At 65.1% G+C, this 7,779-nt stretch carries 6 protein-coding genes; 1 reads left to right on the top strand and 5 read right to left on the bottom strand.

What is annotated here, in order from left to right; genetic code table 11:
- Nucleotides 1-138: 138 nt before the first annotated feature.
- The 5 genes from AB0J29_RS34410 to dnaK all read right to left on the bottom strand — a co-directional run bounded on the left by AB0J29_RS34410 (nt 139) and on the right by dnaK (nt 6,088).
- Nucleotides 139-1,308, bottom strand: a complete 1,170-nt coding sequence (locus AB0J29_RS34410; RefSeq protein WP_364794941.1) for an FAD-binding oxidoreductase — start codon at nt 1,306-1,308, stop codon at nt 139-141.
- Nucleotides 1,309-1,968: 660 nt separating this feature from the next.
- A complete protein-coding gene (locus AB0J29_RS34405; protein WP_364794939.1) occupies nt 1,969-2,373 on the bottom strand; it encodes a helix-turn-helix transcriptional regulator in 405 nt (134 codons plus the stop codon).
- Nucleotides 2,373-3,536, bottom strand: a complete 1,164-nt coding sequence (dnaJ, locus tag AB0J29_RS34400) for a molecular chaperone DnaJ (RefSeq protein ID WP_364794938.1) — start codon at nt 3,534-3,536, stop codon at nt 2,373-2,375. The genes AB0J29_RS34405 and dnaJ overlap by 1 nt, the downstream gene beginning before the upstream one ends.
- Before the next feature lie 24 nt (nt 3,537-3,560).
- The gene (gene grpE, locus AB0J29_RS34395; RefSeq protein ID WP_364794937.1) at nt 3,561-4,244 is read right to left on the bottom strand and encodes a nucleotide exchange factor GrpE; all 684 of its coding nucleotides are present in this window, start codon (nt 4,242-4,244) and stop codon (nt 3,561-3,563) included.
- Nucleotides 4,241-6,088, bottom strand: coding sequence for a molecular chaperone DnaK (gene dnaK, locus AB0J29_RS34390; protein ID WP_364794935.1), 1,848 nt, complete (start codon nt 6,086-6,088; stop codon nt 4,241-4,243). The genes grpE and dnaK overlap by 4 nt, the downstream gene beginning before the upstream one ends.
- Before the next feature lie 528 nt (nt 6,089-6,616).
- Between dnaK and AB0J29_RS34385 the strand changes: the two genes are divergently transcribed.
- Nucleotides 6,617-7,777: a zinc-binding dehydrogenase gene (locus tag AB0J29_RS34385; protein ID WP_364794933.1), complete on the top strand. Its 1,161-nt coding sequence runs from the start codon at nt 6,617-6,619 to the stop codon at nt 7,775-7,777.
- Nucleotides 7,778-7,779 lie beyond the last annotated feature (2 nt).

Here is a 7,779-nt window from a genome sequence, read left to right as displayed (position 1 = left end):
CTGCGGGCCGGTCGCGGCGGCGGTGATCGGTGGGGGTGTGGTGGCGTCGAAGCGCATGCGACGAAGTCGCGAGTCTCGACGGCTCGGACGCGAGACTGAAGGGGGCCGCGAACACGCCGCGGCCACGCGGCCAAAAATTCAGAAGAGCGGGTCGTGCCGGATGTTCTTGGCTTCCGTTCCAGCGGCCATGAGACGGAACTTCGTGGTCTGCATCATCGAGGGTGCTCCGACGATTTGCACATCCCGGTCGGCCCAGGAGCCGTAGCTCGCGACGACCTTGCCGATCTGGCCGGTTACCCGGGCTTCCAGGCCCGGCCAGATGCGCTCCGGTTCGCCGGAATCCAGGTACCACCAGGGATTTTCATCGCTCTCGGTGACCGGTGTGACGGTGAGCCACGAATTCGCGGTGGCCAGTCGGCTCAGGATCTCCAGATCGTAGAGGTCGCAGGGATGGTGGCCGCCGACGAACAGGTGCACCCGCGGATTGATGACACGCTGCGCCATCGCCAAGAGCTGGGCGCGCAGCGGTGCGATGCCGGTACCGCAGCCGATCATCAGCATTTTGCGTTCCGCATTGCGCGGCACGCCGAGTCCGCCGAGGGGTGAGCCGAGCAGCCATTGGTCGCCGATATCGGTGTGGCCGACAATGGCCGGGCTGACCCAGCCGCCGAGCACCCCGCGGATGTGGAATTCGATCTCCCCGTTCGCATTCGCGGGCACCGCCGGCGACAGATAGCGCCACATGCGCGGCCGGGCCGGGATCTGCACGCTGATGTACTGGCCCGCGGCGTACTGCATCGGCTGATTCAATTGCAACCGCACCACGGCGAGATTGCGCAGCACATCGCGGCGTTCGACGACGGTCCCGGACCAGACCGGCGGCGTCGATTCCTGTTCGGCCGCGCCGATCATGGTGTCGCCGATGATCTTCAGGCCCTCGTCCCAGGCCCGGTCGACCTCGTCGGTCCATATCTCGGTGCCCGCGAAGATCCGCATCGCGGCCTTCAGGGAGGTGGCCACGGCGGTGTAATGCGCGGCCTGCACCCCGTACTTGCGGTGATCGCGCCCGAGTTGAGCGAGGAACGGCAATAACTTGTCCGGCTCCTCGAGCCGATCCAGCGCGTAGGAGATGGCCTTGACCAACCGGTCACGCTGGGAATCCATCGCTGCGGGGAAGATGTCCCGAACGGCGGGATAGTTCGTGAACAAGATTGCATAGAACGTACTGGCTAGCCTTGCCGGACCGTCCTCCTCGGCAGCAACCGCCTTGAACGTTGTTCTTATCGAAGCGACGGTCCGCGAATCCATTTGTGTCACAACCCCTTTTGCACTCGAACACAAACCTGTGCCGACGAGTGAAGTGCTGCGGGACACTCGACAGCAGCCGATGCGAACGAGTGTAGGCGAGGTCTGCCAGCTACGGGATCACTCGCAATAAACATCACGCATGTAATTTCCCGAAACGAGGACCTGCGCCACGAAAGCCCTTGGAAACAAACCGAAAGAACGAATACGACGGTGAAATCGGCCATATATTCTACGAATTCGCAAGGTCCGTTTTGCAAGATTCATCCTGCTCGGGTTCTCGGAGCGACCTTGCGGCAACCCGCAATCCGGGACCGCGCATCCACCTCGAGCAAACCACTGGCACCGGGCGGCCCGGCAACCGACGGAACCTACGGCCCGATCCAGCTCATTATTTGCTAGCCCAACGGCCCAGCAAACTTCGCGGCTGGGCACATCACCGGCAACCTTATCGAATCGGATGCCGACACTCACCGGCGACCGAACCGATTGTCGGGTAACGAAACCCGGGTCAGGAGTTTGCCCGAGCACCGCCGGCAGTTATTCGAGACAACGACCCGAAACGGCGTTGCGCCGTGACGCATCCGATTATCGGCGGGAAATGACAAAGGCTCCGGGTTCGGTCGAAAACCGATTGCCGGAGCCTTCGCGTTACCGTCGCGCTTATCGGCGCCTATTGCGCGGCTGCCACACCACCAGTGCGGTACTGCGTTGCTGCGGTGCGAGATCGGGGCGATACCCCGCGCGCAGCTGGTCCAGCTCGGCCGACATCTCGGCGACACGCTGTTGCAGTTCCTCGACCTGATTGGTGAGTTCGATGATGCGCTTGATGCCCGCCAGGTTGACGCCCTCGTCCTGGGACAGCCGCTGCACCTCGCGGAGCAGTTCGACGTCCCGTGCCGAATACCGTCGACCGCCACCCGAAGTCCGCTGCGGCGTAACCAGTCCCAGGCGGTCATACGTGCGCAGTGTCTGCGCGTGCATACCCGCCAGCTGGGCCGCCACGGAGATCATGAAGAACTCCGCCCGCGACGGCCCGCCTGCTGCCCGCTTCGGATTATCGGACATCACGCACCTGCCCATCCCGCACGTGGATCGAACCCGCTGGTCTTCTCGGCCTCCGCGTAGTGCCTGAGCGCCTCGGCGGCATCGTCGTCCAGCTTCTGCGGCACGGCCACCTTGACGGTGACGAGCAGATCACCCGCCCCGCCGCCGGGACCGCGCTTGGGCACACCACGGCCGCGCACCCGCAGGATGCGACCGTCGGCGGTGCCCGGCGGCACCTTGACGCCGACGCGCCCTTCCAGCGTGGGCACGGAAACCGTTGTGCCCAGCACCAATTCACTGTAACTGACCGGCAGCACCAGGGTCAGGTCGTCGCCGTTGCGGCCGAAGACCTTGTCCTGGCTGACGTGCACGGTCACATAGAGGTCACCCGAGGGTGCACCACGCAGTCCGGCCTCGCCCTGTCCGGCCAGCCGGATCTTCTGCCCATCGCTGACACCAGGCGGAATTCGCACCGTGATGGTGCGGGTCCGATTCTGGATGCCGCTGCCGTGGCAGTCGACGCACGGATTGTCGATGATCGAACCGGTACCACGGCATTCGTCGCACGGCTCGCTGAAGCCGAACGCGCCCTGGTTGCGGCTGATCACGCCGTTTCCATTACAGATCGGGCAGACTCGCGGGCTGGTTCCCGGCTTGGCACCGCTGCCGTGGCAGGTCGTACACGGCGACGGACTCGTCATCCGCAGCGGAACCGTGACACCCTGTGCGGCCTCGCGGAAACCGAGAGTCGTCTCGGTCTCCACATCAGCACCGCGGCGTGGACGGCTCGCGGTGCGCGTGCCGCCCCGGTTGAACAGGCCGCCGAGCAGGTCACCGAGGCCACCGTCGCCGGCATTCGGCTGGCCGAAGATGTCCCCGATATTGAAGTCCTGCGAGAAGCCACCCCCCGCACCGGGAGTGAAACCACCGCGCCCGTATCCACCACCGGCGAACAGCGTTCGGGTCTCGTCGTATTCCTTGCGCTTGGCCGGATCCGACAGCACGGCATGGGCCTCACTGACGGATTTGAACCGCTCCTCGGCCTTGGTATCGCCGGGATTGGCATCCGGATGCAAGTCACGGGCGAGCTTGCGGTACGCCTTCTTGATCTCGTCCTGCGAGGCGCTGGAGGAGACACCCAGCTCCTTGTAGAAGTCCTTTTCGATCCACTCCCGTTGGCTCACCGGGTATCTCCTCCTCTCGGGTTGCTATTGGTTGTTCGTATGGGCATCAGCATCCGATGCCTCTTCTTCGACCAGATCGGCCACGCCATCGGTTACCCCGACGAGCGCGTGCCGAAGCACTCGATCGCCGAACCGATAGCCCTTGCGCATGACGAGGCCGATCACCGGATCGTGCCCGGAGCCCTCGTGCTGCACGGCCTCATGCAGGGTCGGATCGAAAGGCTCACCCTCCGCACCGAATTCCTGCAGACCCTGCTTGACCAGCGCGTCGGTGAGCTTATCCGCGACCGACTTGAGCGGGCCGGATTCGAGATCGCCGTGCGCCCGCGCACGATCGAGATCGTCCAGGACACCGAGCAATTCGGAGACCACGGCGGCCTTGGCCGCATCGATGGTGGCCTGCCGGTCCCGCTCGACCCGCCGCCGGTAGTTGGCGTATTCGGCGGTCAGCCGCTGCAAGTCGGCGGTGCGCTCGGCCAGTTCCCTGGTGATGGTCTCGGCCAGGATCTCGGCGCCGTCATCGGTCCCGATGCCGGGTTCGCTGCCGTTCCCGGCTTCCGGGCCGGGCCCGGCGGCAGGTTGTGCCGCCGGTTCCCGGATTTCACCGGCCTGAACCGTTTGGTCGCCGTGCAGGCTCCGATCCTGCGGATCGATCTTGCGGTTGTCGACGATGGTGATCGGCTCCTGTTCGGAGTTTCCCTCGCTCACTTCTTCTCCGTGTCGACCGGCTCGTCCACAACCTCGGCATCCACGACCTGGTCATCGCTCGCGGAACTCGGCGCGCCGTTGCCGGACGCGGCCTGCTCGGCGGCCGATGCCTCGTAGATCGCCTGACCCAGTGCCTGCGATTCGGTCGCGAGCTTCTCCACCGCGGCCTTCACGGCCGCGATATCGGTGCCCTTGAGCGCCTCGTTGGCCTCGGCAATAGCCGCCTCGACCTTGGTCTTGACGTCGGCGGGGACCTTGTCCTCGTTCTCCTTGATGAACTTCTCGGTCTGGTGCACCAGCGACTCGGCCTGGTTGCGGGTCTCGGCCTCCTCGCGGCGGGCCTTGTCCTCGGCGGCGTGCGCCTCGGCGTCCTTGACCATCCGGTCGATCTCCTCCTTGGACAGGCCGGAGCCGTCCTGGATCTTGATCGTGTTCTCCTTGCCTGTGCCCTTGTCCTTCGCGGTCACGTGCACGATGCCGTTGGCATCGATATCGAAGGTGACCTCGATCTGGGGCACACCGCGTGGGGCCGGCGGGATGCCGGTCAGCTCGAAGGAGCCGAGCAGCTTGTTGTGCGAGGCGATCTCGCGCTCACCCTGGAACACCTGGATCTGCACCGACGGCTGGTTGTCATCGGCCGTGGTGAAGGTCTCCGAACGCTTGGTCGGGATGGTGGTGTTGCGCTCGATGAGCTTGGTCATCACGCCGCCCTTGGTCTCGATACCCAGCGACAGCGGGGTGACATCGAGCAGCAGGACGTCCTTGACCTCACCCTTGAGCACACCGGCCTGCAGGGCGGCGCCGACGGCGACGACCTCGTCCGGGTTCACGCCCTTGTTGGGCTCCTTGCCGCCGGTCAACTCGCGGACCAGGTCCGAGACGGCGGGCATACGGGTCGAGCCACCGACGAGCACAACGTGATCGATATCGGCCACATTGATGCCCGCGTCCTTGATCACGGACTGGAACGGCGCGCGGGTGCGGTCGAGCAGATCCGAGGTGATCTTCTGGAATTCGGCGCGGGTCAGCTGCTCGTCGAGGAACAGCGGATTCTTGTCGGCGTCGACGGTGATGTAGGGCAGGTTGATCGAGGTGCTCTGCGAGGAGCTCAGCTCGATCTTGGCCTTCTCCGACGCCTCACGCAGGCGCTGCATGGCCATCTTGTCCTTGGTCAGGTCGATGCCCGCGCTGGCCTTGAACTTGTCGACCAGCCAGGTCACGACGCGCTCGTCCCAGTCGTCACCACCGAGGTGGTTGTCACCGGAGGTGGCGCGGACCTCGACGACGCCCTCACCGATTTCCAGCAGCGAGACGTCGAAGGTGCCGCCACCGAGGTCGAAGACCAGGATGGTCTGTTCCTTATCGCCCTTGTCCAGGCCGTACGCGAGTGCGGCCGCGGTGGGCTCGTTGACGATGCGCAGCACGTTCAGACCGGCGATCTGACCGGCTTCCTTGGTGGCCTGACGCTGCGAGTCCTCGAAGTACGCCGGCACGGTGATCACCGCGTCGGTGATCTCCTCGCCCAGGTAGGCCTCCGCGTCGCGCTTGAGCTTCATCAGCACGCGCGCGCTGATCTCCTGCGCGGTGTACTTCTTGTCGTCGATGGCCACCGACCAATCGGTGCCGATGTGGCGCTTGACCGAGCGGATGGTGCGGTCGACGTTGGTGACCGCCTGGTTCTTCGCGGGCTGGCCGACCAGAACCTCGCCGTTCTTGGCGAACGCGACGACCGAGGGGGTGGTGCGCGATCCTTCAGAGTTCGCGACAACGACCGGCTCGCCGCCTTCGAGAACGGCGACGACCGAGTTCGTGGTCCCGAGGTCGATTCCGACCGCACGAGCCATGGTGGTTCCTCCTGTGTCCAATTCGGGATGAGCGGGGCCGCAAGCTGCCGCTTCCGTGCCTGGCCTCTCATAACAACTACTTGTGTCGGTGCTGGGGTTTCAGGCGATTTACCCGCCCTGCGACATCCGCCCCGGCGACTGCCGAGTCGAGTGCCGCGAGACCTCGCCCCAAGCACCTCACGGAGCACGGTCCCAGCAACGCTGAGCGTGGTCGGCTCAATCCTGCACCCATTCGACACCGGGCGTCAACTGAAACTTGAGCCGAACACACTCAACATTGTCGAACAGCTCAACCAACGGCCCTCGCGGTCTATTCCCGATCCGGGAAGAAGGGGGCGCCGCCCGCCATTCTCGTCAGGCCCAGCGCCCGAGCCGGCAATGTTGACCACTTGTGATCAACGATGCCGAGCGAAGCGGGCCGGCCCGGCACGGACTCGCATTTTCGCTGCATACGACAGGTGCGGCAGTAGGGTGACCTAGGGCGGTTCACCCCGCCCACCGTGCGCCGCCGATCCGAGGAGGTCGACTATGAGGGCCGCCGTCGTCACCAATACCGAGTTCTCGGTCGAGGAATTGCCGACACCGACGCCCGGCCGCGGGCAGGTGCTGATCAATGTCTCGCGATGCGGCATCTGCGGGTCCGATCTGCATGTCCGCACGCACGCCGACGAGATGGCCGAGCTGGCCGCACGCACCGGATACGACCAGTTCATGCGCTCGGATCAGCGCGTGGTGCTCGGACACGAATTCAGTGGCGAGATAGTCGATTACGGGCCGGGCTGCCACAAACGCTGGCGGACAGGTACCCCTGTGGTCGCACTGCCGATCGTGCGACACAATGGCGCACCGCAGCTGACTGGGCTCTCGACCGCCGCACCCGGCGCGTACGCCGAGCAGGTGGTGGTGCAGGAATCCATGACAATGCCGATCCCGAACGGACTTTCGGCCGAACATGCCGCACTCACCGAACCGATGGCCGTCGCCTGGCACGCGGTGCGCAAGGGGCGGGTCGGCAAGGGCCAGACGGCCTTCGTAATCGGCTGCGGCCCTATCGGTTTGGCGGTCATCAGCGTGCTGAAGGCGGCGGGTGTGCGCACCGTCGTCGCCAGCGATTTCGCACCGCGCCGCCGCGAACTCGCCGTCGGCTGTGGTGCCGATATCGTGGTCGACCCCGCGACCGAATCACCATGGGAGGCAGCGCCCGAGCGCGGGCGGATCAACGGTGTCACCGATATTCTCAGCCTCGGTTTCGACACCATGGAACGGCTGCGCCGCGTCCCGAATCTGCCCTGGTGGTATGTCTTCCGGCTGGTGCATTCGCTCAATGCCGGTCCGGCAGGCCCGGTCATCTTCGAATGTGTGGGTGTGCCGGGCATTATCGATCAGATCCTCGCGGCCGCGCCGCCGCTTTCGCGCGTTGTCGTGGTCGGCGTCTGTATGCAGACCGACCACTTCCAACCGGCGATGGCCATCAACAAGGAAATCGAAGTTCGCTTCGTCCTCGGCTACGACCCAGGTGAATTCCGCGACACGCTGCATATGATCGCCGACGGGAAGGTCGATCCGGCTCGATTGATCACCGGCACCGTCGGGCTGGACGGTATCGATAATGCGTTCACCGCGCTGGCCGATCCGGAACAACACGCGAAGATCTTGATCGACCCGGCCGCTACGGCGACGTCCCCCTGACG

Source organism: Nocardia sp. NPDC049707 (genome assembly GCF_040674855.1).
Lineage (GTDB): Bacteria > Actinomycetota > Actinomycetes > Mycobacteriales > Mycobacteriaceae > Nocardia.
This window is presented reverse-complemented; position numbering and strand designations above follow the sequence as displayed.